Origin of the sequence: Kaistella soli (assembly GCF_019038595.1) — a bacterium.
In the GTDB taxonomy this organism is placed as follows: domain Bacteria; phylum Bacteroidota; class Bacteroidia; order Flavobacteriales; family Weeksellaceae; genus Kaistella; species Kaistella soli.
This window is the reverse complement of record NZ_JAHOPF010000002.1, coordinates 231,775-255,230: the sequence shown is the minus strand read 5'-3', so window position 1 is coordinate 255,230 and position 23,456 is coordinate 231,775. Positions and strand designations below refer to the sequence as shown.

General features: G+C 44.7%; 19 protein-coding genes and 1 pseudogene. 12 read left to right on the top strand and 8 right to left on the bottom strand.

The window, feature by feature from the left end; all coding sequences use genetic code 11:
- Window positions 1–157 precede the first annotated feature (157 nt).
- Entirely contained in the window at window positions 158–1,264 is a 1,107-nt protein-coding gene (locus KSK37_RS04285) for an IS91 family transposase (RefSeq protein WP_425513997.1), read from the bottom strand.
- On the bottom strand, window positions 1,248–2,117 hold the full coding sequence (locus tag KSK37_RS04280; protein WP_425514004.1) for a tyrosine-type recombinase/integrase: 870 nt from the start codon (window positions 2,115–2,117) through the stop codon (window positions 1,248–1,250). The genes KSK37_RS04285 and KSK37_RS04280 overlap by 17 nt, the downstream gene beginning before the upstream one ends.
- A gap of 369 nt (window positions 2,118–2,486) precedes the next feature.
- On the opposite strand from KSK37_RS04280, the gene KSK37_RS04275 reads away from it, so the two are divergent.
- Window positions 2,487–2,882, top strand: coding sequence for a hypothetical protein (locus KSK37_RS04275; protein WP_217199650.1), 396 nt, complete (start codon window positions 2,487–2,489; stop codon window positions 2,880–2,882).
- A gap of 12 nt (window positions 2,883–2,894) precedes the next feature.
- Window positions 2,895–3,005, top strand: a pseudogene (locus KSK37_RS14190) (Fic family protein); the annotation flags it as partial.
- A gap of 487 nt (window positions 3,006–3,492) precedes the next feature.
- Here the strand turns inward: KSK37_RS14190 and KSK37_RS04270 are convergent.
- Window positions 3,493–5,208, bottom strand: coding sequence for a T9SS-dependent choice-of-anchor J family protein (locus KSK37_RS04270; protein WP_217199648.1), 1,716 nt, complete (start codon window positions 5,206–5,208; stop codon window positions 3,493–3,495).
- A gap of 469 nt (window positions 5,209–5,677) precedes the next feature.
- Window positions 5,678–6,694, bottom strand: a complete 1,017-nt coding sequence (locus tag KSK37_RS04265; RefSeq protein ID WP_217199646.1) for a T9SS type A sorting domain-containing protein — start codon at window positions 6,692–6,694, stop codon at window positions 5,678–5,680.
- A gap of 408 nt (window positions 6,695–7,102) precedes the next feature.
- Between KSK37_RS04265 and KSK37_RS04260 the strand changes: the two genes are divergently transcribed.
- Window positions 7,103–7,651 (top strand): dihydrofolate reductase family protein, encoded by a 549-nt coding sequence (locus tag KSK37_RS04260; RefSeq protein WP_217199644.1) that lies wholly within the window; start codon window positions 7,103–7,105, stop codon window positions 7,649–7,651.
- Window positions 7,652–7,858: 207 nt separating this feature from the next.
- Entirely contained in the window at window positions 7,859–8,557 is a 699-nt protein-coding gene (locus KSK37_RS04255) for a DUF1826 domain-containing protein (RefSeq protein WP_217199642.1), read from the top strand.
- Between the two features lie 83 nt (window positions 8,558–8,640).
- On the opposite strand, the gene KSK37_RS04250 is transcribed toward KSK37_RS04255, so the two are convergent.
- Complete coding sequence (locus KSK37_RS04250; RefSeq protein ID WP_217199641.1) at window positions 8,641–11,391, bottom strand: T9SS-dependent choice-of-anchor J family protein; 2,751 nt, start codon at window positions 11,389–11,391, stop codon at window positions 8,641–8,643.
- A 453-nt stretch (window positions 11,392–11,844) separates the two neighbouring features.
- On the opposite strand from KSK37_RS04250, the gene KSK37_RS04245 reads away from it, so the two are divergent.
- Window positions 11,845–12,297, top strand: coding sequence for a VOC family protein (locus KSK37_RS04245; RefSeq protein ID WP_217199638.1), 453 nt, complete (start codon window positions 11,845–11,847; stop codon window positions 12,295–12,297).
- A gap of 75 nt (window positions 12,298–12,372) precedes the next feature.
- Here KSK37_RS04245 and KSK37_RS04240 read toward each other — a convergent pair whose 3' ends face one another.
- Complete coding sequence (locus tag KSK37_RS04240; protein WP_217199636.1) at window positions 12,373–12,834, bottom strand: Lrp/AsnC family transcriptional regulator; 462 nt, start codon at window positions 12,832–12,834, stop codon at window positions 12,373–12,375.
- A gap of 156 nt (window positions 12,835–12,990) precedes the next feature.
- On the opposite strand from KSK37_RS04240, the gene KSK37_RS04235 reads away from it, so the two are divergent.
- The 4 genes from KSK37_RS04235 (at window position 12,991) to KSK37_RS04220 (ending at window position 17,889) form a co-directional block, all read left to right on the top strand.
- On the top strand, window positions 12,991–14,208 hold the full coding sequence (locus KSK37_RS04235; RefSeq protein ID WP_217199634.1) for an aminotransferase class I/II-fold pyridoxal phosphate-dependent enzyme: 1,218 nt from the start codon (window positions 12,991–12,993) through the stop codon (window positions 14,206–14,208).
- A 247-nt stretch (window positions 14,209–14,455) separates the two neighbouring features.
- Window positions 14,456–15,244, top strand: a complete 789-nt coding sequence (locus tag KSK37_RS04230) for an SDR family oxidoreductase (protein ID WP_088360442.1) — start codon at window positions 14,456–14,458, stop codon at window positions 15,242–15,244.
- 525 nt (window positions 15,245–15,769) lie between these two features.
- Window positions 15,770–16,141, top strand: a complete 372-nt coding sequence (locus tag KSK37_RS04225; RefSeq protein WP_217199631.1) for a hypothetical protein — start codon at window positions 15,770–15,772, stop codon at window positions 16,139–16,141.
- Window positions 16,142–16,683: 542 nt separating this feature from the next.
- The gene (locus KSK37_RS04220; RefSeq protein ID WP_246566217.1) at window positions 16,684–17,889 is read left to right on the top strand and encodes an amidohydrolase; all 1,206 of its coding nucleotides are present in this window, start codon (window positions 16,684–16,686) and stop codon (window positions 17,887–17,889) included.
- A gap of 93 nt (window positions 17,890–17,982) precedes the next feature.
- Here the strand turns inward: KSK37_RS04220 and KSK37_RS04215 are convergent, their stop codons facing one another.
- The gene (locus KSK37_RS04215; RefSeq protein WP_217199629.1) at window positions 17,983–18,393 is read right to left on the bottom strand and encodes a VOC family protein; all 411 of its coding nucleotides are present in this window, start codon (window positions 18,391–18,393) and stop codon (window positions 17,983–17,985) included.
- Window positions 18,394–18,984: 591 nt separating this feature from the next.
- On the opposite strand from KSK37_RS04215, the gene KSK37_RS04210 reads away from it, so the two are divergent.
- From KSK37_RS04210 to KSK37_RS04200, 3 genes are all read left to right on the top strand, one after another.
- Complete coding sequence (locus KSK37_RS04210) at window positions 18,985–19,524, top strand: tRNA methyl transferase PRC-barrel domain-containing protein (protein ID WP_217199627.1); 540 nt, start codon at window positions 18,985–18,987, stop codon at window positions 19,522–19,524.
- A gap of 12 nt (window positions 19,525–19,536) precedes the next feature.
- Window positions 19,537–21,318 (top strand): endonuclease, encoded by a 1,782-nt coding sequence (locus KSK37_RS04205; RefSeq protein WP_217199626.1) that lies wholly within the window; start codon window positions 19,537–19,539, stop codon window positions 21,316–21,318.
- A gap of 494 nt (window positions 21,319–21,812) precedes the next feature.
- Complete coding sequence (locus tag KSK37_RS04200) at window positions 21,813–22,475, top strand: hypothetical protein (RefSeq protein ID WP_217199625.1); 663 nt, start codon at window positions 21,813–21,815, stop codon at window positions 22,473–22,475.
- 83 nt (window positions 22,476–22,558) lie between these two features.
- On the opposite strand, the gene KSK37_RS04195 is transcribed toward KSK37_RS04200, so the two are convergent.
- The gene (locus KSK37_RS04195; protein WP_088360408.1) at window positions 22,559–23,326 is read right to left on the bottom strand and encodes a sulfite exporter TauE/SafE family protein; all 768 of its coding nucleotides are present in this window, start codon (window positions 23,324–23,326) and stop codon (window positions 22,559–22,561) included.
- Window positions 23,327–23,456 lie beyond the last annotated feature (130 nt).

The following is a 23,456-nucleotide window of genomic DNA, read 5'->3' as shown; positions in this document are numbered from 1 at the left end:
CATAATGGTCCTCTTATGGGGATGTCGTTTTTAGAATTTAGAGATACAAAGCAGTTTTTCAGAAGGACTGCTTTATTTGTGGCATTTGGTAGCCTTTGGAAGTGGTTTTCCGCGGTTTTTCTTCGCTGCAAAACACAGTTTCCCTTACCCGCAAAGCTTATTTCGCAGAGAAAGGTTGGGTGACGAAAAGAAAATCCTGTGGCGGACCGCGCTGCCCGAAAATGGCAATGGTGACCAGGTTTCCTTCTTTGCAACACCGGCATTTATTGAGCAAAGTCTTGGGTTTTGCTTCCGGAACCCGGATGTTTAAATCTGACTGTGAATTTTGCAGCTTCCCACGCTTCCAGCTGCTGCTTAAAATACCGTAATGCCGGATCCGCACAAACCTTTTGGGCAGGATATGAAGACTGAAGCGCCTGATAAACTCCACATGGGATAAAGTCATTTCTTTTTTTTCGCCGCCTTTCCGGTAATCTTTGTAGCCAAAACGGACCTGCTGATCCGTCACTTCTTTGATGCGGTGATTGCTGATGGCGACTTTGTAGGTGTATCTGCCTAAATATTCAATCACCTGTTTCGGGCCACCAAAAGGACGTTTTGCATAGACGACCCAGTTCTTGGTAAAGAGTTTATCCATTAAATTGGAATCTTTTACTCCCGAAGTTCTCAATAAAGCCACAAACTTTGCCCGGAATACTTTGCTCATCGCTTTTACAGAGAAGAGATATTTATCGGTTCGTACTTTCTTTTTCCACTTTCCGTGATGATCAATTCCGCCGCCAGGAACAATGCAGTGCAGGTGCGGATGCAAGCTCAGGTTCTGTCCCCACGTGTGAAGTATCGCAATCATTCCGAGCTGCATTCCTTCCGTTTTGCCAAACTGGTTTAATGTTGCCCAAGCTGCTTCAAACAATGTTTTGTAAATGAGTGTGGGATTTGCAATTGCCAAACCGTTCAGCTCTTCGGGAAGCGTGAAAACGAGATGATAATAGCTGCACGGGAGTAAATCCGCTTCGCGCTTCTGGATCCATTCTTCCCTTTTATGGCCCTGACACCCGGGACAATGCCGGTTCCTACAGGAGTTGTAACTGATGGAAAGATTTCCGCAACCGTCGCACGCATCGATATGACCGCCCAAAGCTGAAGTCCGGCAGTACGATAAAGCCCGAAGTGTTTTTTCCTGATGAACCGTAAAATTCTGAGTTGATAAACTGACTGCGCGCAGAACGTCGGCTACACTTCTGCCCTTACTTCGGGATTCCATTTTTGCGGTACAAAGCAAATACGGTATCCAAAGGACTGTGAGGCTTCTGATCCGAAAGCTGGCAGACATGAAGATATTCCATGGTCGATTCAATTCTTTCATGACCCAGAAGTTTTTGTACCATGATGATCGGAACGCCGTCTTCCAGCAGATGCGTGGCGTAGCTGTGTCGCAAAGTATGGGTGTGAACTTCTTTGGTGATGCCGGCTTTTTTGGAAATGGTTTTGATGACCCACTGAACGCCGCGCTGGCTGTAGCGGGAATCAAAGCCTGTAATTTTAGGAGTAAGAATGTCAATCTCTTCAATATTCCTGTTATGATTCCCATTGAATAAATACTGAACCGGATTCTCAACTTTAATAAAGGTTTTCAGTCCCCGAATTAAATGCTCGGACAAAGGCACATAGCGGTCTTTCCGGCCTTTACCCTGAACGATATGCAGCATCCTGCGGTCGAAGTCCAGATGCTGAAGTTCGATATTTCTTACTTCCATACAGCGCAGTCCGCAGCCGTAGATGAGCCCGATGAGCAGTTTGTGTTTCAGGAGTTCTGCTGTTTGAAGCATGCGCCAAACTTCCTGCCGGCTTAAAACAGTCGGCAGTTTATTTACTTTTGGAATAGCGGGAAGATGTAGAAAACTATAAGGCAAGCCTTCGGTCTTCAGCAGGAACCGCAGTCCGTAAACGGTGTGTTTGAAATAGGACTGAGAAGGGGTTTGGCTTCGTTGCTGGAGTTCAAACAAGTAATCTTTCACCTGTTCAGGATCCAGTTCCGTAGGCAAAGTTTTAAAGTGCAGCGCCAGGGCTGCCACATGCCGGGAATAATTATCAAAGGTTCTGGGGCTCCTGCCCAGGATGGAAATATTTCTTTCGAAACGTTGCAGGAGTTCGGCAAAACCGTTAACTTCGCTCGAAGCACGGTTCAGAAATTTGTTCGTTCTTAAATCCTCCGGGGATTTTTTTTTGTAGCCATAGTAAATGTTTTGATTGTTAAAAAAACAAAATTACTAAAACGGCGAATCGAAAAAGCTACCGGAGGTTTAGTTCAACAGAGTATTTCTATTAGCGGGTTGAAGTTTTCATCATGAAGATTTTCGCTAGTTGTTCATTTTGCGGTATTTACAAAAACCAGTTATAGATATTCCAATGCCCTTTGGAGTAGGGTTTAACTGACACAGGCGGCTCCGGTTTCCGCGCAGTGTAATCTGATTAACATAATTACAATGAAAAATATTTTCCTCATCCTCGCCTTCGCAGTAAGCACGTTTTCTGCAAAAGCACAAACCAAAGAAGAAACGGTACAAACCATTGATGCTTTGTATAAATCTGCATTTACGTTTGGGCAGATAAAGGTGGTATCGGTGGCGTGTGAAAACAACTTTCTGGTAAAAGTATTTTCGGACAGCGACACCGTGAAAACTGATTTGAAAGAGGTGAAAGTGCTCCGCATAGAACCGCATTATAACGGAGAAAAATGGCACATTATGTACACCGGTGTTTCGGGAAAAGGAAAAAATGAGGAGTACCTTTTAGGGCATATCAATGCTGAAGAAACTGCCCAAAAACTGAAAGTTTCGCTGGAACATTTAATAGCATTGGTGAAAAAGGAAAAATTTTAAAATATCGTTATAAGTCTTAAAGTGGAAAGCCTGACCGAAGAGCAAATAACTGCTTTAATTGAAAATAAAAGAGTTCTCCGTCCGGAAAAAGATATTTCGGAAGTTTTAAACGTTATTAAAGTTACCGGATCGCGATTAAGAAGACTTTTATGTTAATACAGATTCTTTAATCTATTTCATTCCGCTCACAAACCGCAGATTCGACGAAATGAATGACAGAGAGTATAGGCTAAAACATTGTCATTCTGATTCAGCAAAAAGATGCATGTCATTCTGAATGAAACGTAGTGCAGTGAAGAATCTCATCTCAAAACCAGATTCTTCATTTCCTTGCTTCTTCTCACAAACCGAAGATTCAACGAAATGAATGACAGAGAGTATAGGCTAAAACATTGTCATTCTGATTCAGCAAAACGATGCATGTCATTCTGAACGAAGCGTAGTGCAGTGAAGAATCTCATCTCAAAACCAGATTCTTCATTCCTTGATTCTTCTCAGCAACCGAAGATTCGACGTGGTCAATGACAGGCTGAGCAGTGAAGAAAACCGGGCATAAAAAAAACAAAGGTCACCTCACGGCGACCTTTGCTTATTTAAAGAAGAGCAGCTGTTATTTCTTAATAAACTTCACCTGCTTTTCACCTTTCCCGGTAGTGATTTTAAGCACATACAGGCCTGCAGGAAGCTGGCTTACCTCAAGCTGATCCAATGATCTGTTGGGTTGTATATTGACCAGTTTGCCGTCGGCAGCGTATACCTGAAGATTCAGCACTTTCTCCTTTGATGCAATTTTCAGAACATCGGTTACCGGATTAGGGTAGACGCTGATGAGCTGGGTCAGGTCTGCAGCGGAGGTTCCCAGAGTAGGATCCTGCTGCACTTCGAGTCTCAGGGCGTACGATTTAGCAAAACCGCTTCCGAAATCCTCATTGTGGGCCCAGGTGCCCAACGGGTTTGTCGGCCAGTTCACAAAAGTAGTTCCCGGCGTGAAGACATCGTTGGTCATGACAACTGCAAGCGTTTTATCGAGCTCCACAGCGGTAAGCACATAGGTACCCGGCGAAAGAACCAGCGGTGCGCCTGCAAAAGACAGGGTGGCGGTAAAGGCTGCGGTACCTGCAGTCTGGTTCGCCGTTTCTGCAATAATACTCTGCGGTTTGCCGGTGGCAGGATCAACATTCCATAAAGCCAGACGGTAGGTGGCTCCTTCTGTACTTTCTCCGAAACTCACGGTTGCTCCTGTGGCCACAGAGGTTACTTTCGTGGTGAACGCCTGTCCCAGATACCCCAGTGTACCGGCACCGATTCCTAAAGCACCGGCAGCAACACCGTTATCACGTGCCATCGTTGATTCAGTGATCTGGAATTCCAGCGATTCCTTCGTATTGTTGGCCGGGTTCTGATCCGGGGAAGCCAAAGCCACTTCGTAACGGACGCGGTATTTTCCCTTTGCCGGGACCGGCATTGGAGGAAAATCAGGTGTAGATTCCTGTTGCGGATTCAGCGTCATGGCGACTGACAGTACCGTAGCTGCCACCTGGTTCGTTTCGTCAACAAGACTGGCTTTGATTCTGGCATCCGTGAGCATAAGCGACCCCATATTTTTAATCGTGGCATTTAAAGGGATGCCACTGGCAGAATGCAAAAGCGGATACTGGGTGTATTCGTAATTTTTTACTGCAGTAATGGCTGCGTCAGTGTTCATTAAGACAGCAACTTCCACATCATCAATCACAAGAATAAATTTATCGGTCGAATTATTCCGGAAAGCGATTCTGAACGTCTTGTTTCTGTAATCATTAAGGCTGAGGGTTCTTTCGGTCCAGCTGCTGTTTTCTGCCGGTATGCTGAAAAGCTGCACCGAAGAGGTGAGCTGATTGCCCATCACGCCGGTTCCGCCAGTTGGCTCTGTAGGGTCGGGCATAATTCTCACCTCATATCCATCCGGAAAATCGGGGTCATAAGCCATCGCCTGCCATTTCAGAACCACATCAGCGGAAGTATCCGGGACCGTGATTTTCGGAGTCCACATCCAGTCATCTGCCTGTCCCGCGGGACTGTACCATGAGTTACTGAAGGCTACCGAATCGATAACATTGGTTTTAAAATCCTCTCTTCTTTCCCATGCCTCGTTCACATAGGCAACCTGACCGCTGGGGGATCTGTTATCAACATTCCTGAGCAGCCATCCCGGAGGAAATTTATAGGTGCCCGCTCCGCCGGCGGTAGATCCGCTGATCCCATCGAAAGTTTCTTTGAAAATAACCTGTGAATAGCTGAAAGTTCCCAGCAGAATCAACAGGAAAATTGATAGTCGTTTTTTCATAGTGATTGTTTTAAAAAATGTAGCGCTAAAAATACAGGCATTGATGAACCAAACCAAAAACAGGAGGGGGACAAATGGGGGACTAAGGGGGACAAAGTATTCTTACAAATAAGTGGTATTGAAAATCAGTCACTTAGCAATTGTTTAATGGTGGTAAATGGACCTTTAAACCGCTGACAGGATGAACTAAGATATTCGAAACTTTCAGCAGAAAGTGAAACAGACAGCGATGGATTCTTGAAACACTGTTTTAAAAATCCATTATAAATCACAATACATGAACAGATAATTCCGGATATTACCGTATCTCCTAAGCCTGGACATGTGAGAAAACACCTTATCCATCCCGATTGGAGATTCTGACCTGTGAAAAAACCTCCTTTAAACTGTTTTAAAAGAGGTTTTGTTACGTTAATATTTCAGATTAATACCAAAAATAGTAAAGGCGTCGAGGTAGTTACTTCTTTATTTAAAGCTTAATCAGTTTTGTAATCTTCGGACTTTCGTTGCTGTTAATTTTCAACAGATAATTTCCTTTTGGAAGATCAGAAACCTGATATTCATCAGCGCTTTTCAGTACTTTTACAGTTCTTGCGCTGGCATCCATTATTTCTACTGAGCTGATCGCCAGTTTTCCCGGATTACTGATTCTGAAATAGTCATTTACCGGATTAGGGTACACTTTTATTCTGTTATCATACTGCATTACTGCATCTGTTCCTAAACTACCCGTGGTGAAGGTAATGACAAAGGGCATATCCAAAGCATAATCCGGTGCCGAGGCAGGATTTCCTGCGTCGATGATTGAAGTCCATGTTCCATCGATGGCATTATATTGCTTTCCGTTAAAACCGGGTAACCCTCTAGTCCCTTCAATGGTAACCGGAGGTAAAAATCCCGCATTGGCAGTAACTGCATTCTGTAACTGATACTTAACCCAATAGGTTCCGGATCCTAAAGTAACCGGAGTACTGGCTGTAACCTTCCATATTTTTCGGGTAGTTCCGGGAGCTGAAGCAACCGGAACCGCACTGCTCCCGGTTCTGTACATATTGGAATCTACACTGGAAAGAAACCGATTGGCGGTATCGTCTCCAAAAACACTTACCGCACCCGTCACCGAAGGATCTGAACTGAATATATTAACTCTTACCGTATTGAAAGGAGAAGCACTTCCGGTATAACCGGTCTGGTACGCAAAAAAATCGATACGGGTAATATTCCATTGTGTATTGGCCGGAACAGTAAAATCGTCTGCAAGAAAAAAGCTTGCTGAAGCAGAACTGTACGTTCCGCCCAACCCCAGGCTGGTGTTAGCTTCCGCCGTATTTCCTGTATTATTTTGAAGTTCAGACCAGGTATAGCCTGCAGGAGCAGCAACACCGCTTTTTGAGGTAGCTCCTGTACTCAAACCTCCGTTATCATAGGTTTGGGCAAAAGTAAATGATGCTGCTAAAAATGCAGCGCTAAGTAAAAATTTTGTCATCGCGTAGTATTGAGGTTATTTTTCGTTTCAATGGGTAATACAGGACAGCTCCTTTGACCGTCGTCCCTTAGATGGATCATATTAATTAATCTGTTTAAAATATGGTTTAGAATGAATTTGACGCAAAATAAAGTAAGTTATCTCATACCGCCCATAGGGTATGGGGGGACAAATGGGGGACAAATGCAGAGTGCTCTAATAACCTCCACTCAATCAGGTGTTTGCTTTTAAAGTTTTTTGGCGCTGTTTTAACCGTCCGGCTGCGTGCGTATTTAAAAATCCTCATTTTTCAGGATTGGAAATGACGGTATTTTGTATCTTAGTCGGAGCATCTGTAGAAAAATTGAAGATCCTGCGCCGGGAAAATGTTCAGAACTGTAAAAAATCACGAATTCATAAAATCATCATATGAGAAAAGTAATTGCGGCCATCAACACGACCATGGACGGCGTTCTCGACCATACGGCGGGTCTTCCGGACGGAGAACTCCACCAGCATTATGCTGATCTTTTAGACCGGGCAGACGTCATCCTTTACGGAAGGATCACCTATCAGCTGATGCAGTACTGGCAGGCCCTGGTTAAAAATCCTTCGGGAGAGGAAACAGCCGACAACTTCGCCAGAGCGATAGACAGAATACACAAAACTGTTTTCTCACACCAACTTAAAACCACAGACTGGGAGAGTACGGAACTTGCCGCTCAGCCTCCTGAAGAACTGGTGAACGCACTGAAGCAGCAGCGGGGAGGAGACATTCTGGTGGGCAGCCGCAGTTTAATTTTACAGCTCATGAAACTGAATTTAATTGACGAGCTTCAACTCTGCATTCATCCCGTTATTGCAGGAAAAGGGAGGCTGTTATTTGAGGCTGTCGATGACCGAACTGTTTTTAAACTCTTAAAGACCAAAAGCTTTGGGAGTGGGGCAGTAACGCTTTATTATGAACCCATACGATAATGGCTGCCATGAGGGACCGGGCTTTCGATGCTGAGGAGAAGGGTATGAAATAATGGGGGCTTAGAGAGCCTCAGCCACCGGGCCTTCTTATAGGACAGTTTTTTCACCGATGCCTTGACTTCGAGAGCCTCAGCCACCGGAAAGCCTAAACCGAAAGAATTCTTACTTTTGCACATTATCCAGGGAATAAAATTCCAAACCCAAACCATGAACAGCAGTAAATCTGATCCCAGCCCATTCAAGACCGTATCCTCATTTTCCGAACTGGTCGGTACAGAATTCCAGGGAAATACAAATGCTGCCGCATGGAAAAGGAATCTGGAAGGAGATTTTAAGGAAATCGTTTCTCAGCTCCTGTTAAAAGAAAATATCACAGAGGTAACGCCTCAGGATCTTCTGTCACTTCACCTGTCTGATCATGGCAGCAGAGCCAGAGCCATCATCCTGAATGATCTGCAGTTATTAACCGGCTTTGGCGCATCACCTTCCCTTAACTTACTGAAATGTTATGAACGGGATGCCGAACTGGATTTCATTTCAACGGATGTGTATTCCTGGCACGTCGACCGTTCACCCGTGGCCACCGATACGTATCTGTGTACCTATTACGGTGCCGCAAGTGATCTCTTACCGAATGACCAGGCTGAACAGAAAATTCTGATTCCCGAAATCCGGGAAAAACTCAGGGAACTGCATGGCGGTCCTGACGGTGAATTTGAAGCTTTTCTGAAAGATTATTATTTTGACCTGCATTATCAGGCAAAAGTCGGTGCACAGCCTTTAAATTTAGGGCTGGGACATTTGTGGAGACTGGCGGTAGATCATCCGCAACAGCAGGTTTTACCCTGTGTTCACCGCGCACCTTTAGAAAATGACGGCGAATACCGGCTGCTGCTGATTTGCTGAGGTTAGAAAATCACAGCTCAGAATCATGAAAAAAAGCCACTGCAGAAACGCAGTGGCTTACCATTAAAGAGGTGAACTGAATTTTAGTTCTTAATAATCTTAACGGTCTGAATTCCTTTGTCCGTAAAAATCTGAAGAATATATACGCCTGCAGGTAATGAATGAACATCTGCTTTTCTTGCGCCATTCAGTGTTTTCTCCGCTGCTTTTCTTCCGTCAGCCGAGATCATTATAATCCTGTCAATTCTGTGATTTCCGCTGAAGTACAGGGTTTCTTTTACAGGGTTTGGATAAACCTGAATTTTCTGTGAACCTGCTTCCTGATTAGTTCCTAAAGATTCATTATATGCTTTCACTGCTAAAGAGGCCGAAGATTCGCATCCTGCAATACTCTGGGTGGCGTAATAAACCGTGTTATTTACAATGACTGTATTCACTGGAAGTTCATTAACATGATTGGCAGCGTCAGTTGCTGTGGCATACCACTTAATGTTGCTGCCCGTTACTGTTAAAACGCTAAGCGTATCTCCCGCATTGAAACTCTGTATTGCTTCACCGGTTGGGGCCGCAGTAGTTGATACAGTAAGTACAGCAGTGTTGGATACGGCCGGTGTACAGAGTCCTGTCGCGGTCATTCGGTATGCATAACCGTTCAGACCTGAGGTCACGCCGTTAATCGTCAGGGTAGCTGTTGTTGCCCCGGAATAGATTCCTCCGTTGGTGATGTCGGTAAATCCTGAACCCTGATTTACCTGCCACTGATATCCGGTAGCATTGCCTGCCACTGCTGAGAACGTTGCATTTGCCCCTGCACATACGGTACTTGCAGTTGGCTGGGTGGTTATTGCAGTTGCAGCATTTACGGTAAGTACTGCAGTGTTGGATACGGCCGGTATACAGAGTCCTGTCGCGGTCATTCGGTACGCATAGCCGTTCAGACCTGCGGTTACGCCGTTAATCGTCAGGGTAGCTGTTGTTGCTCCGGAGTAGATTCCACCGTTGGTGATGTCGGTAAACCCTGAACCCTGATTTACCTGCCACTGATATCCGGTCGCATTGCCTGCCGCAGCTGAGAACGTTGCATTTGCCCCTGCACATACGGTACTTGCGGTTGGTTGGGTGGTAATTGCAGTCACCGCATTTACAGTAAGTACTGCAGTGTTGGATACGGCCGGTGTACAGAGTCCTGTCGCGGTCATTCGGTATGCATAACCGTTCAGACCTGAGGTCACTCCGTTAATCGTCAGGGTAGCTGTTGTTGCTCCGGAGTAGATTCCTCCGTTGGTGATGTCGGTAAACCCTGAACCCTGATTTACCTGCCACTGATATCCGGTAGCATTGCCTGCCGCTGCTGAGAACGTTGCGTTTTCCCCTGCACATACGGTATTTGCGGTGGGTTGGGTGGTAATTGCAGTTGCAGCATTTACAGTAAGTACTGCAGTGTTGGATACGGCCGGTGTACAGAGTCCTGTCGCGGTCATTCTGTATGTATAACCGTTCAGACCTGAGGTCACTCCGTTAATCGTGAGGGTAGCTGTTGTTGCTCCGGAGTAGATTCCTCCGTTGGTGATGTCGGTAAATCCTGAACCCTGATTTACCTGCCACTGATATCCGGTAGCATTGCCTGCTGCCGCAGAGAACGATACGTTTTCCCCTGCACATACGGTATTTGCTGTGGGCTGGGTAGTTATTACAGAAGCCGCATTCACAGTTACCGTTTTACTCACCGAATAAGAACAGCCATAAGGATCAGTATAATCATAAGTAATGACCTGGGTGCCGACTGCAGGATCAAACTGACCTCCCGATACTCCTGTTCCACTATAGGTGCCTCCGGCAGGGAAACCTTCGGACAGGGTATAGAGGCCACTGTTGGTACACAGTACCGGGAAGTCGGAAAGAGCAGCTACGTTGCTGCGGCACAGCACCGTAACTGAGTAACTTGCCGACCCGGAGCAGCCGCTCGCATCACTCACCGTAACGGTAAAATTGAATGTTCCGGTAGCGGTAGGCGTTCCGGATACAGTTCCTGATGGGGAAAGCGATAATCCCGGTGGAAGTGCTCCTGCTGTAACGGCAAAATTCGGTGCGCCCAGTGCTCCCGTCTGCGAAATCACGGTAGAGAATGCGGTACCGGCCTGTGCTCCGGGCAGTGCTCCTGAGGAAGTCATGGTAAACGCAGGGCAGACATACGGAGTATAAACAACATTGTCAAGTCCGATATAATCGGAGTTGGTCCCGGTGGGCCCCCCTGATGTTATAAAATACCTGAAAGCAATACGGCCTGAAGTGGGCGCGGGTAAGCCGGAAATGGTAACCGTATACTGTGTCCACTGCTTTGGATAGCCCCCGACTGTCAGGCTGGGGTTAATGCTGAGCAGAACTGTGGTAAAATCTCCGACAGCCGTTGCACCGGTGCCGACATTGGTACTGGCACCGTTGGTACTCAGACGCACTTCCATACGGTCCGGATAGTCCTGTCCGACATCATACTTGCGCGTAAAAAATTGAATAACATCTCCGTTCCTGAAGGTTCTGTTGGGAGTAACAAGCCAGTTGCTGATGGTTCCATTACCTGCTGTACTGTTGAAATTACAGGCGATATAGGAGTTATCTGCTCCGTTATAGGAGGGGAAAGGACCACCGCCTGAGGGAGGGTTTCCCTGAAACCATACGCCGTTGGATCCGGCCGGCGCACTGTTGTTCTGCTGAAACCAGCCGCTGCCGGTAAGCGTTGTAATGTTGTCAAAATTCTCTGTAAACGACTGGGCCGATACTGTTTCCGCGCAGAAAAGCAATAAGGGCAGTAATAATTTTAAATAAATTTTTCTCATAAGTTATAGTTAAGGTTTTATCATGGTTTGCTGCATCGGAAAAATCTGACATCCATCGTCCTGTATTTTCATGGTCTGACCAATAGCGGGTGAAAGGTATAGAGAATCTCCCTTTACACTGAAAAACAGAGGGGGGACAAATGGGGGACAAATTATTTTTGACCATACAGTTTTCTGTAAATCAGGATATTATGATACTTCTTTTCAATGAACGTCGGCTTTTAAAAAAATATTGATCTTGAGAGATAATGCGCTGAAAATCTGCTCCCCGCTCTTGGCAGTGCAGACCGAAATTCCATGACCAGAACATTTTTCCGATTAAACGGTTCCATGAATATTTCTTATCTTTAATCAGTAACAGGGCGGTTAAAATAACAATTTTCTGTTTCTGGCAAATAAGGGTATGGAGAGGTCAGTTCCTACAAACAGCAAACCGGCAAAACATCTTACATCATGAAAAAAAATCAGTTATTAAGAATGGATAATGTAGGAATAGCAGTTGAGAATCTTGACGCCGCTGTTTCTTTTTTTCTCGAGCTCGGCCTGGAACTGGAAGGCAGAACCGTTATCGGGGGTGAATGGTCAGGCAGGGTAACAGGTTTGCCTGACCAATCCGTAGAAATTGCCATGATGGTCACTCCGGACGGGCACAGCCGGCTTGAGCTTTCCACATGGATCCGTCCGGAAGTGGCTGAAGACCACAGGAACACTCCGGTGAATTCTTTAGGCTATCTGCGCGTCATGTTTGCGGTAGCTGATCTGGATGACACGCTGAGCCGCCTCTATCGGCTCGGTGCACAGCTTGTAGCGGAAGTGGTTCAGTATGGAAATTCGTACCGGCTCTGTTATATCCGCGGACCCGAAGGTGTTTTAATCGGTCTCGCTGAGCCGCTTCTGGGGCAATAGTGGGATTAAATAAAGTTCTGGAGCAGATCATAATAGAGTGATTTTTCCCCACCAAACCAACAACTGGAAAATCTCTTATTCCAGACTCACCGCCGTCGTACTCTTCACTTCTTTGATCATAAAAGAACTGTGGGTACTGGCGATGTGCTGCAGACCGGTGAGTTTGGTCACCATAAATTCCCGGTAATCCTGAATGTCTTTTACACTGATTTTAAGGATGTAATCGTAATCGCCGCTGACATGGAAACATTCCATGACTTCGGAAAAGCGGGCAATTTCCTTTTCAAACTGGGTAATATAGTCTTTGCTGTGGCGGCTGAGCTTCACATGGCATAACACGATGAAATCTTTCTGAACGAGTTTCTTGTCTACCAGTGCCACATATTTATGGATGATTTTCTGCTTTTCCAGTTTTTTAATCCTCTCAAAAACAGCGGTTACCGAAAGATCAAGTTCGGTGGCAAGAGCTTTCGTGGTTCTTTTAGAATCAAGCTGCAGTAAAAACAGCAGTTTTTTATCTTTTTCATCCAGGTTCATCTGAAAATTATTTGGTCAGGATATCATTTATAATTTCAAATATAGAATTTAATTCTGAAATGAATCTAAATATCAGGTTTAAATTCGGTTTACTGATAAATTACTTGTTTGAAAGTCAGGAAGGATGGAGATTTATAGAAAATAAAAACAAGACCTATGGAAAATTTTGATGCCGCAACTGCAATTCAGGATCTGCAGTATTTTGGCGAATTTGGCGGGGTAAACCCTTCTATTTCTGACAGTTCAACCTATACCTTCCTCTCTGCAAAAACAATGTCCGATACCTTTGAAGGCAATACGGAGGGCTGTTATCTCTACTCCAGGCATTCTTCGCCAAGCAACCTTTACCTCTCGGAGGCGCTTGCCAAACTGGAAGGGTATGAAAACGCAAATGTTACCGCATCAGGAATGGGTGCGATAACTTCCGTCCTGCTTCAGCTGTGTAAAAGCGGCGACCATATTGTTTCGAGCAGAACGATTTATGGCGGAACCTACGCTTTTATGAAAAACTTTTTACCGGGATTCCAGATCGGGACTTCGTTTGTAGACATTACTTATCTGGAGAAGGTTGAAAATGCGATCACGGACCGGACCAAAATGATCTACTGCGAAACGGTGAGCAACCCGCTGCTGGAGATCGCCGACCTGAAAGCACTTTCAAAGCTGGCTAAAAAATACAATCTGAAACTGGTGGTGGATAATACCTTTTCTCCACTTTCTGTTTCCCCGAAACTGTTGGGAGCTGATATCACGGTACACAGTCTGACGAAATTTATCAACGGCAGCAGTGATGCAGTAGGCGGGGTGATCTGCGGAAGCTCTGATTTTATCAATGCCCTGAAAGACGTTAACAGCGGCGCATGTATGCTGCTGGGACCAACCATGGACAGTTTGCGGGCGGCAAGTATTCTGAAGAATTTAAGAACGCTTCACCTGAGAATAGCGAAACACAGTGAAAACGCGCTTTATCTTGCCCAGCGCTGGGAAGAGGACGGCCTGAACGTAAAGTATCCCGGACTGGAAAGCCACAGACAGCATGAACTTTATAAAAGCATGATGCAGGGTAATTACGGTTTTGGCGGTTTGATTGCGCTGGATCTGAAAACGGTGGAGAAAGCCAATGAAGTGATGGAGATGATGCAGCAGGAAAACCTGGGTTATCTGGCGGTAAGTTTAGGATTTTACAAAACCCTTTTCTCGGCATCAGGAAGTTCTACCTCCTCTGAGATTCCGGAGGATGAACAGAAAGAAATGGGACTTTCACCAGGATTGATCCGTTTCTCCATCGGTCTTGATCATGATATTGAAAGAACGTACGAAAAGATGAAAGCATGCATGCGGAAGGCAGGGGTGCTTTCTGCGGTAGCAGTTTAAAAACTGTTTCTATCAATATGACTTATCATAAAACGGTTTCTCCAGGAGGGAAACCGTTTTTCGTATTATATTAGACTGTTCTTATAGGCTTTAGAAGAAGTTTTCTCCCGAGAACGCAGTAGTTAATTTGGTATAGTGGCGTGTCATTCCTACTGTTTAAGTTCATAAAGATGAAAATTCAGTATATTTATTGTTGGATTTTATTTTTAAGATGCACATTAAACAGAAAACTTTTAAAACAAATGCTATGAAGATTGACATTAGTTCCAGAAATGCGCTCGTGGGAGCGGCAACCCAGGGCATCGGGGCCGGTATTGCAGAAGCGCTTGCAGAATGCGGTGCCAATGTAACAGTGATGGCCCGTAACGCGGAAAAACTCAAAATCTTCGCAGCTTCTCTTCCCGTGGTGAATGAAAATCAGAAACACCGGTATCTGGTGGCCGACTTTTCAGATTTTGAGGCATTTAGAAAAGTAATCTCAGTATATTTCAGTGAAAACAAGGTGGATATTCTGGTAAACAACACCAATGGCCCTGAGGCAGGGATGGCTTTGGGACAGAAAACGGAGGACTTTCAGTCCGCTTTTGACCTTCTTTTTAAAACGGTGTGTGAAACCACGACGCTTGCATTGCCTCACATGATGCAGCAGAAGCACGGCCGCATTATTAATGTGTCGTCCTTATCCGTAAAAGAGCCGATTGATAATCTGGTGCTTTCCAATACCATCCGTTCTGCGGTGGCAGCCTGGGCACAAACGCTTTCGAATGAAGTGGCCGCCAACGGGATTACCGTAAACAATATCCTCACCGGTTATTTCGATACGGAAAGGATCACTAAGCTGATCAGTATAGAAGCTCTGGAAAAAAACATTCCGGCGGAGGAAATAAGAAAAGCCAGGGAAAGCAGAATTCCCATGAAAAGACTTGGCAAACCTGAAGAATACGGCCATCTGGCAGCTTTTCTGGCTTCTGATTACGCATCCTATCTTACTGGCACCAATATCCCGCTGGATGGAGGGCTGCATCATGCTTACTAGTGATTGTAGCCGAAGAGCATACTCAGAAGTTCAGTATGCTTTCTGTTCTTTTGCATTCCCTGAATCCTTTGTGCCTTTGTGGTTACACCTGCTTGCCAGTGATTGCAGCCACAGCGTATACTCAGAGTTTCAGTATTCTCTCTGATCTTTTGTACTGTGTTTAAATACTTCAAATTTTTGTGCCTTTGTGCTTAAATTTAAATGCGAAGTTTTTCTAAAGAGAAACGGATGTTTCATGGAACACCGTGCAATCGGTAATATAAGTAACAAAAAATGCCCCGCCAGGCCGGCGGGGCAACTCATGATTTGCAAGGAAAACTCCTCTTTTTTAACTACTAAAAAGTCATGAGTCCAAAGATAATCAATTTATTATAAATGGGTTACGGTTTTCTTTTTGAATATTCTGCTTCAGGGAAGCAATCCACGCCGCCTGTGCTGAGGAAGGAACAATGTCGCTGTGATACGGAGATAAAATTTGCTGATATTCCTGTAAAACAGTAGCTTAGCATTACTAAATTTAAAAACATGATGAAAGATTATTTTTATTCGGTGCTGACAGCGGCGCTGCTGTTCTGTCCCTTAGCGGTTAAATCCCAAAACAAAAACAATGCACCAAAACTGGGCAAATATGGCTGCACTTCCTCCCAATACAGCGGCGGATATTATCAGTACACGCCAAAAGGATCTTTTACTTTAAAAAAAGACGGGTCTTATACCTATTCCGGTTTTCAGAAACCAAGTAACGGTAAGTACACGGTGGATGAGAAAGGCAACCTCTATTTCAAAGGGGGATATCTGGATGGGGGAGAAGCTGAGAAAATTGACAGACCCGATAAGTTTTTTCTGGTATTCCCAACCATTCCTGATAACCGCTGGACCTGCGGATACACCCCTTAGGAATGCATAACACGAAGGTGTGAGCAAAAAAAACTCCGCCACATGGCAGAGTTTTTTTTATGGTAATAAAGCTAGATTTTACTTGTTAATAATCCAAAACAACGTCAGCTACACCTTTTACCGTTTTATTCTACGGTCATACAGCCTTTCTTAAATCTTTGAGGTTTAGAATTTAACATCAAAGCAACACAAAGGTTAGCGCGCTCCTTTTCGCTCCTTTTTTCTCCCTTAAAATTCATCAGCCTTTCTTAAATCTTTGTGGTTTAAAATTTAACTACAAAGCAATACGACGATCAGCACAATCCTTTTTGCTCTTTTATTTCCTTTTAAAACTCATACAGCTGTTGTTAGATGTGTATAGTTTCAAAATTTAAACAACAAAACAGCTCCTTTTTGCTCCTTTTTCTCCCTTAAAATTCATCAGCCTTTATTAAATCTTTGTGGTTTAAAATTTAACCCCAAAGCAACACAGCTTTTAGCCCTTTCTCATTGAAGAATAAAAAGTTAAATTTGCCTGTACACCTTTTTGATAACCAATGACCATGATGCACCCCGAAACTCACGAATTTACTGAGAATAGAAACGAGATACTCAAAGAGATCACCCAGCTGAGAAAAACACTGCACCGGCATCCCGAACTTTCAGGAAAGGAGAAAGAAACAGCGCAGCGCATCCAAGGGTTTATCTCCACCCACCATGATACGGAACTCATCACCGGTATTGGCGGTAACGGACTGGCAGCGGTATACCGCTTTTCGGATGACGGTCCTGTGGTGGTGATCCGTTGTGAACTGGATGCACTGCCGATCATGGAAGTCAATCAGTTTGAGCACCGTTCCGTGAACCCCGGGGTATCGCATAAATGTGGTCACGATGGGCATATGGCTGTTTTGGCCGGTGTCGCATTAATGCTGAAAGAAAAAAAACTGAAAAAGGGAAAGGTCGTATTGCTGTTTCAGCCTGCCGAAGAAAACGGAGAAGGAGCGCATGCAGTGCTTGAAAGCGGAGTCTTAAAAAACCTGAAGCCCGATTACTTCTTTGCCCTTCACAATCTTCCCGGCGAAAAGATGAATACGGTAATTGTTGTTGATCACTTTTTTTCTGCCTCCGTGCAGAGCGTCTGCATTTCACTGAAGGGAAAACAGTGCCACGCCTCCGAACCTGAAAACGGGATCAATCCCGCCGCTGCCTTGGCTAAAATTATTGACGCCCTCGCTGCCCTTAACGTTACTGATGAAACACAGAAAAATTTTGCACTGCTCACCCCGGTCCATCTCACCATGGGTGAAAAAGCGTATGGCATATCCGCCGGCAGCGGCGAGCTGCATTATACCCTGAGAACCTGGAGTGATGCGAAGATGGAAGAACTTAAAACTAAATTATCACACCTCGTCACCACTGTCAGCGACGCGCATGCGCTGGAACATGACATCAGCTGGTTCGATTATTTTCCGGCGTCAGTGAATGATCCTGAATGCAATCAACTCATCCGGAACGCTGCTGCAGGCCATGGACTTGAAGTAAAGGAAAGACCGCTGCCCTTTAAGTTTGGGGAAGATTTCGGCTGGTACTCCGCAAAGTATCCGTCGGCAATGTTCGGCCTCGGAGCAGGAGTGAATTCTCCAGCACTTCATCATCACGATTACGATTTCCCGGATGAAATCGCCGGGACAGGTATTGAGATGTTCTGCGGTATTATTGATCAGTTGCTGGGAGAAAAAGCTGAGCTTTCGCAAAAGACCGGGTAACCGGAAACGGCATTCACGGCATAATCATGATTGAAACACAAGTTCGCGCAGCTTAAAACGGGCGCGGAACCGGTTCGGGATATGTTATCGCGCTTACTTTTCGGAAGGGAATTTCGACATATCCATAAAGAAAATTTCCCAGGTATGTCCGTCGAAATCCTCGATGGTGCGCTCCTCCATAAAGCCGTGATCTCTCATTTCTACGGGTTCTGTTCCGCCTGCATTCAGTCCGCTGCTCATGATCCTGTTCATTTCGTCAGGGGATTCCACTGCTAATGAAAAAAGGGCAGAGAGTTGTGACCTGCTGTCGGCAACCGGTTTGGAAGCAAAGCCAGAGAATTTGTCATGGGTTAAAAGCATTACAAATATGTTTTCGCTCCATACCATACACTTTCCCGTGTCATCAGAAAACTGCGGGTTATTGGTAAATCCTAAAGCACTGTAAAAATCCACTGATTTCTGCAGGTCCTTTACCGGTAAATTGATAAAAATCTGTTTAGCCATCTTTTCTGTTTTTTTTGGTGAAGCGGATATTCTTTTTAGAAAGCCTATCCGTATTTTATTTCTTATTTCGGTACAGTCCTCACTGTTTTTTTTCGTCAGTGTCCATCCTGCGGTATGCTTTTAAAGAACAGCTTAATGTAAAGATACGTAATTTGTGGAATGTGCAGATATTTTATCTTTTTGGTAACAAATTTACAGCAGCTTGCATGATCTGTAATGTTTTCTGTCTTCTTCATGGGTTATTATTAACTTTCAGCCTGAAAAAATAAGGTTGAACTGCCTAAACCGGGTTTCAGCCTCTCCATTTGGGAGCTCTCATTTTAACATTTCTCTTCTTTTTTATCTTTAAGATGCTTATTTTATGGGAAGAGGAGGTAGGTGTTGGTTTAACTGTATAGTGTTGTTATTCAGTGTTTTAGCGGGTTGGTGATGATCTGAAAATTGGTGATTTGATCTGTTCTGAATACAAATATTTGAAACCTGATAATGCACACCTGTGGTTTCAAATAAAATACCTACTTTAGCTTCCCCTTATTTAGAAGGGAAAAGCTTTAAAAAAACTTAGACTCAGTGTCTTATCTTTAAATGGTAATGATCAATAAAGGACAGATTGTCGAAATTCCAGCCACGTCTCCTCTTTACAGTAAGCCGCAGCCTGAATTCAGTTCAAAAAAAGAAATGCTTTGCAGGTATTCCCGCAGAGTGTATTCTCTGTTTGACGGTTTCCTGGTCGGCGAACATTCAGGGATTGAGAATTTCATCCTGGGTCAGCGGAAAGGCATTAATGTGGGCGGCAAAAAAGCACCGCTTTATGTCATTGGAATCGACCGTGCAGAAAACCGCCTCTTTGTCGGGGAAGGCGAAATGCATCCCGGGCTCTGGACTTCTGTTCTTGCCTTTACTGAAAATGAACTGCACCTTCCTGAAGATCTTAAACACCTCGGTGAAGCCTCATTGCAGGGTATCAAGGTGGAGGTTTCCTCTTCAGTAATGGATAATGGTACAGCTGCTGTCCTCTATGTTTTCGGAACTGATGTTTTTCTTGAATTTGAACAGCCGGTTTCCATTGCCGTTCAGGATCATCCGTTCACCGTTACCCATCACAATAACATTATTGCAGAAAAAAAATAAATATATATTAACATGAAACTAAAATTATCTTTTTTAGTAAGTATTTTTTCATTCTTACTTTACGCGCAGAGTGCGCCGTCTTATTATTCAGGTGTTGATTTTACCCAAACCGGTAACGGCCTGAAAAGCCAGTTGGCAACCTTGATCACAACAACCCACACGCAGACGATCTCTTATTCTGCGGGGTTAGCTTCTCTTTTTAAAACAAGTGATGCAGATCCGGAAAACCCGGCCAATATTTTATTGATGTACGGCTCACAGAGTTCAGGAACTCACCAGAGAAGCCGTCCTTACAGCGGCCAGTGGAACCGCGAGCACGTGTACGCGAAATCAAAGGGAACCCCAAACCTGGGAACATCAGGTCCCGGAGCAGACGGACACCATTTGCGTCCTGCGGACAATACCCTGAACAGCACCAGAGGAAGTCTCCTGTTTGATGACGGAGCCGGTGCTGCCGCTTACAAAACAAGCCGTGGCGGATGGTACCCGGGTGACGAGTGGAAAGGGGATGTCGCAAGAATCCTCATGTACATGTATGTGAGATACGACGCCAGATGTCTGCCTTTAAACATTACCATGAACCCGAATACTTATTCGGCGGACTTCCCGGATATCCTTTTGAAATGGAATATCGAGGATCCGGTTTCAGATTTCGAAAGACAGAGAAACAATGTGGTTTTCGGTATTCAGCACAACAGAAACCCTTTTATCGATAACCCTTATTTGGCAACGCTGATCTGGAAAGGACCGGCTGCTCAGAATACCTGGCCTGATACTTTCAGCGGAGGAACTTCTTCTGACACCGAAGCACCTTCCGTGCCTGTTAATTTAGCTGTTACAGGAACTACCTCTTCTACGATCTCTTTAGCTTGGAATGCTTCTACAGATAACATTGCAGTTACAGGATATGATATTTATGTAAACGGGGTGTACAAATCTACAGTGTCCACCAACTCCGGAACAGTAACAGGATTGGCAGCTTCTACCACTTACTCATTCTATGTGGTGGCAAGAGATGCTGCAGGTAACAAATCTGCTAACAGTACCGCTGTTGACGGCACTACTGATGCAGACCAGGGCAATGGAGGCGGAACAGGGACAGGAACCACTTGTGGTACTGAAGACTTTGAAAAAATTCCTTCCACAGGAGGTACTCCTCCTGCATCTTCTTATGGCGACAGAACATGGTCGAATAACGGCATTGTGTGGACTGCAACCAATACAAGAACAGACACTCAGATTTATATCGACGGCACCAGCAACAAAGCCATCTGTATAAGAAAAGGTTCAGTAAAATCATCTGTTATTTCAGGAGGCATCGGTTCTCTAAGTGTTAAAACTTACCTTCCGTTTGCAGATAGTGCAGGAAACTACACCCTGAAAATCAATGGGGTAGTGAAAGGACAGATTCCTTATTCTAAAACTGCTAAAAACCAAATTATCGAAAACATCAATGTAGAAGGTAATGTAGTAATTGAACTGATTGACGAGAGCACCAGCAACCGTGTATCTTTCGACAATCTTTCATGGACCTGCTATGAAAAACTTGCGGCGGATGATGTAGCTGTTTCAAACAGAAAAATCACTGTTTATCCTAATCCGGTAAAAGGTCACGAATTCTTCATCAGCGGAATCGATAAAAATGAAACCGTAAAAGTTTACAGCGTAAACGGTCAGTTATTACAGACCATCAGCAACGTAAACAACAACGAAAAAGTGAATATGACTAAACTGCCGAAAGGAGTTTATTTTATTACCACAAAAACACAGTCTGCTAAAATTATTGTTGATTAATTTCACCAGCTAAACCAGACGGACTTATCAAGCCGGAAGATCTTTCTTCCGGCTTTTTTTTTGCACTAAATCTGTGCTGTAGATGGGGTATCCAAAGCAATCATCGGTTTTAAAAGAAAGATAAAAATGAAGGAGCATTATAAACGGAATCCTCCCGTCATAGTTCGGGATTGCTTCGGGAAATGTCCGGAAAAAAGGGCTGTTTTCCGAAGTTAGGTACAACAAAGGTGTGACAAAGGTAGAACAGTCATCGAACAGTGGTCGAACATACTACGGCGCAACTACGGGGCAACTACGGGTCAACCTCAGCAAAATGCGATCTGGAGAAGGGGGGAACGAATTTAATAGAAATAATTTGACCATATAATTACTGCGGCCAAAAATGTTATTCGCTGGTAATCAGTCAGATGTAAAGATAATAAAAATTAATCGCATTATAATTTTCTGCCGCTTTTTTTATAAATTTGAAACACTAACGTCCTGAACACACAGCCATGGGAAAAGTACATTCAATATTCGGGGTCACCGGAAAACTGGGCGAATACGTCTTCTATAAGCTGAACGGTAAAGAGATCGTGCGCCGGGCAGCGACAAAGAAAAAAGGACCCAAAACCTCCGCACAGCAAACCGTGGTAGAACACAATACCGAATTCGGGAAAGCTTCTGCAGCGGGCAAATTTCTGCGTACTGCATTAGCTGAGGAATGCGCCAAGCTGAACGACCGCTATCTTTATCAAAGGGTTTCCAAACTGATGCTGAGTCTTAAATCATGTGACCCTGCGCCCAACGGCCAGCGCACCGTAACAGGCGGACTTGCCACTCCTGAAGGCCGGTATTTGCTTGCCGGTTTCAACTTTCATCAAAAGCAGGTGAACTTTTCAAAACTGTTACAGGCCGTACGAATCGAAGGACAGCTAAATCTGAATTTTTCCTCCGCCCGAATACTTCCGGAAACCATTATTGAGCTGCAGCTTAATTTTGATACAGGAAAATTCCGGCGTCATGTGCATCCGTTTCCGGAAAACCATGAGCGGGGTACGCTGATGCTGAAAAAGCAGTTCCGCAGTAAAAAGGGATTCACCGATCTGCTGCTGATTTCAGGTGATGGCGGTCTGCAGGGAGTTGCGGTAACTGATAACCATCCTGAAAATGGCTAAAGTGGCGTATGCGCAAAAGCAAAAGAAACTTCCGGAAACAGGCACCTGCCCTTGGCGCTTATCAAACGCTTTATAAGCAAATGCTATTTAAACATCACCTCATACCCGAATCTTCCGATTGACAGAAAGATGACCAGGATAAACACATAGCGGATAAACCGGTTACCTCTTTTAATCGCCAGTTTGGCGCCCACAAATCCGCCCAGCGCGTTGCATACCGCCATGGGAAGTGCAATGGCCCAGATGATTTTTCCTTTCAGTAAGAACAGCGAAATAGAACCTGCATTGGTCGCAAGGTTAATCAGTTTAGCGTTGGTATTGGCATGAAGGAAATCCATTCCGAGGAGGGTTACAAAACCCAGAATAAAAAAGGTTCCTGCCCCGGGACCGATGAACCCGTCATAAAACCCCACTGCAACACTCACGATGCAACCGTTGATGACAGCGGTATGCCAGGGAATCTGCTTTTCTTTGGCCTGCCCGAAGTCTTTTTTAAAAAGCGTATAAACAGCCAGAGCGATCAGGATGAACAGCAGCACGGGTTTGATGAAATCATTGCTGACGACGGTTAATAGCTGTGAACCCAGAAATGCGCAGACAAACGCAATAAGTGCCATGAGACCGAAAAGCTTCCAGTTTATTTTAACATTTTTCAGGTACTGGCTGGTCGCGATAGCCGTACCGCTGAAAGCCGGGATCTTAAGGGTTCCGATGACCGTAGAAACGGGAAGATGCGGTAACAAAACCAAAGCCAGAGGAGTCTGAATGAGTCCGCCGCCTCCTACGATGGCATCAATAAATCCGGCACAGAATGCCGCGCCGCAGAGATAAAATAACAGTTCCGTTTCCAACAGTTTACAATTTTTGCAAAGGTAAGTTTTAAAAGCGGAAATCTAGTGGCAGCGCAGAGGTAAAGCATTTTACCTGTGAATGATATTTAATATTAATCTGTTTGTACAGTAATGGCATTTCTTCCCGGAA

What these genes read in the sequence shown, in the direction of transcription:
- KSK37_RS04285 (WP_425513997.1), bottom strand. Translation starts at nt 1,264, where the DNA reads ATGGAATCCCGAAGTAAGGGCAGAAGTGTAGCCGACGTTCTGCGCGCA.
- KSK37_RS04275 (WP_217199650.1), top strand. Translation starts at nt 2,487, where the DNA reads ATGAAAAATATTTTCCTCATCCTCGCCTTCGCAGTAAGCACGTTTTCT.
- KSK37_RS04270 (WP_217199648.1), bottom strand. Translation starts at nt 5,208, where the DNA reads ATGAAAAAACGACTATCAATTTTCCTGTTGATTCTGCTGGGAACTTTC.
- KSK37_RS04265 (WP_217199646.1), bottom strand. Translation starts at nt 6,694, where the DNA reads ATGACAAAATTTTTACTTAGCGCTGCATTTTTAGCAGCATCATTTACT.
- KSK37_RS04260 (WP_217199644.1), top strand. Translation starts at nt 7,103, where the DNA reads ATGAGAAAAGTAATTGCGGCCATCAACACGACCATGGACGGCGTTCTC.
- KSK37_RS04255 (WP_217199642.1), top strand. Translation starts at nt 7,859, where the DNA reads ATGAACAGCAGTAAATCTGATCCCAGCCCATTCAAGACCGTATCCTCA.
- KSK37_RS04250 (WP_217199641.1), bottom strand. Translation starts at nt 11,391, where the DNA reads ATGAGAAAAATTTATTTAAAATTATTACTGCCCTTATTGCTTTTCTGC.
- KSK37_RS04245 (WP_217199638.1), top strand. Translation starts at nt 11,845, where the DNA reads ATGAAAAAAAATCAGTTATTAAGAATGGATAATGTAGGAATAGCAGTT.
- KSK37_RS04240 (WP_217199636.1), bottom strand. Translation starts at nt 12,834, where the DNA reads ATGAACCTGGATGAAAAAGATAAAAAACTGCTGTTTTTACTGCAGCTT.
- KSK37_RS04235 (WP_217199634.1), top strand. Translation starts at nt 12,991, where the DNA reads ATGGAAAATTTTGATGCCGCAACTGCAATTCAGGATCTGCAGTATTTT.
- KSK37_RS04230 (WP_088360442.1), top strand. Translation starts at nt 14,456, where the DNA reads ATGAAGATTGACATTAGTTCCAGAAATGCGCTCGTGGGAGCGGCAACC.
- KSK37_RS04225 (WP_217199631.1), top strand. Translation starts at nt 15,770, where the DNA reads ATGATGAAAGATTATTTTTATTCGGTGCTGACAGCGGCGCTGCTGTTC.
- KSK37_RS04220 (WP_246566217.1), top strand. Translation starts at nt 16,684, where the DNA reads ATGATGCACCCCGAAACTCACGAATTTACTGAGAATAGAAACGAGATA.
- KSK37_RS04215 (WP_217199629.1), bottom strand. Translation starts at nt 18,393, where the DNA reads ATGGCTAAACAGATTTTTATCAATTTACCGGTAAAGGACCTGCAGAAA.
- KSK37_RS04210 (WP_217199627.1), top strand. Translation starts at nt 18,985, where the DNA reads ATGATCAATAAAGGACAGATTGTCGAAATTCCAGCCACGTCTCCTCTT.
- KSK37_RS04205 (WP_217199626.1), top strand. Translation starts at nt 19,537, where the DNA reads ATGAAACTAAAATTATCTTTTTTAGTAAGTATTTTTTCATTCTTACTT.
- KSK37_RS04200 (WP_217199625.1), top strand. Translation starts at nt 21,813, where the DNA reads ATGGGAAAAGTACATTCAATATTCGGGGTCACCGGAAAACTGGGCGAA.